The organism is Halorubrum ezzemoulense DSM 17463 (assembly GCF_002114285.1).
Taxonomy (GTDB): Archaea; Halobacteriota; Halobacteria; order Halobacteriales; family Haloferacaceae; genus Halorubrum; species Halorubrum ezzemoulense.
Window position 1 is genome coordinate 1 of the sequence record NZ_NEDJ01000154.1, and the last position, 1,106, is coordinate 1,106.

The following is a 1,106-nucleotide window of genomic DNA, read 5'->3' on the forward strand; positions in this document are numbered from 1 at the left end:
TGCGAGATACAGAGGTTGTACTCAGCAAACAGACATCGCTACTGAATATCGACAGGGATTAAATTCGCCCCCTGGGGGTATCGATTGTGTCCTCCATTGAGACGAGACTCCAACTGTGTGGCATCGCATTCGTACTGGCTGGTGGGTTTCACGACCTGCAGATGTACACACGTGGGTTTACTACACCTGGTGACATGACTTTGGGTTCTATACTAGTCGCCATTGGCATGGTGATGGCAGTGACCGGGCTCGTCCTTCCGTCAGTGGCCTCAATAGCGGAGTGACCGTTCCAGAGAGATGACGCTCTCTACCGAGGACCTACCTGTGAAAGGCGTCTCCTCTGTACTGAGCACTTCGTTTGCCTGAAATCGAGATGTCACTCCGTGCAAGACTCGCGCACTGTATTCAACAATGCCCACGAGATCTCCCCAGTTTCTGTCAGTAGTGAGGTGCGAGGTACAGAGAGTGTAGATAGCACGGAAATCCGTTATTTTCTCCATCTAAATCCAGAACTAACCGATAGAACGTGTATGCTGACTCGCTAGTATTCCGTCCCGCTAATAAGCAGATGTACATCTTCTAGAGGGGTTCAGTCCCACTTCCGCGATTTTTAAGTTGTAAAATGGTCATAGAGGTATTGTGTACGAATTGGTCCACCGCTATGCCCCCCACAGCCCCGCTGGTCGAACTGCGATTGCTATCATCGGCGGTTTGCTCGGTGTCCCCGCGTTTGTGCTCGGACTTATCGGACTGAGTGGAAACGTTGCGGCAGGCCTCTTGTTTCTCTTGGTCAGTACAGTAATACTCGGAATATCCGGACAATTAACACTAGGTGTCGTCCGTCAGGCGAATGCGGCTCCAGCATCCAGTCCACAGGACGACCAGCAGATAGACGACGCAAATGAGACACCGATTGAAACGCTTCGACGACGATACGCGGAGGGCGAAATTGACGACGAAGCATTTGAGCGACGTCTTGATCAACTCATCGAAACGGAAGAACCGGAACAGCGAAAGACCGAGAGTGAACGTGTGTTAGAGTAGGTATTTACGCTGACCGAATCGATATATATCGATTTCGTCACTGCGACGTGCCACGTTCGCGC

1 protein-coding gene is annotated in these 1,106 nt (G+C 51.3%); it reads left to right on the top strand.

What is annotated here, in order from left to right; translation table 11 throughout:
- Positions 1-639: 639 nt before the first annotated feature.
- The gene (locus B9H04_RS17820) at positions 640-1,044 is read left to right on the top strand and encodes an SHOCT domain-containing protein (RefSeq protein ID WP_080508641.1); all 405 of its coding nucleotides are present in this window, start codon (positions 640-642) and stop codon (positions 1,042-1,044) included.
- The last annotated feature ends 62 nt before the right edge of the window (positions 1,045-1,106 follow it).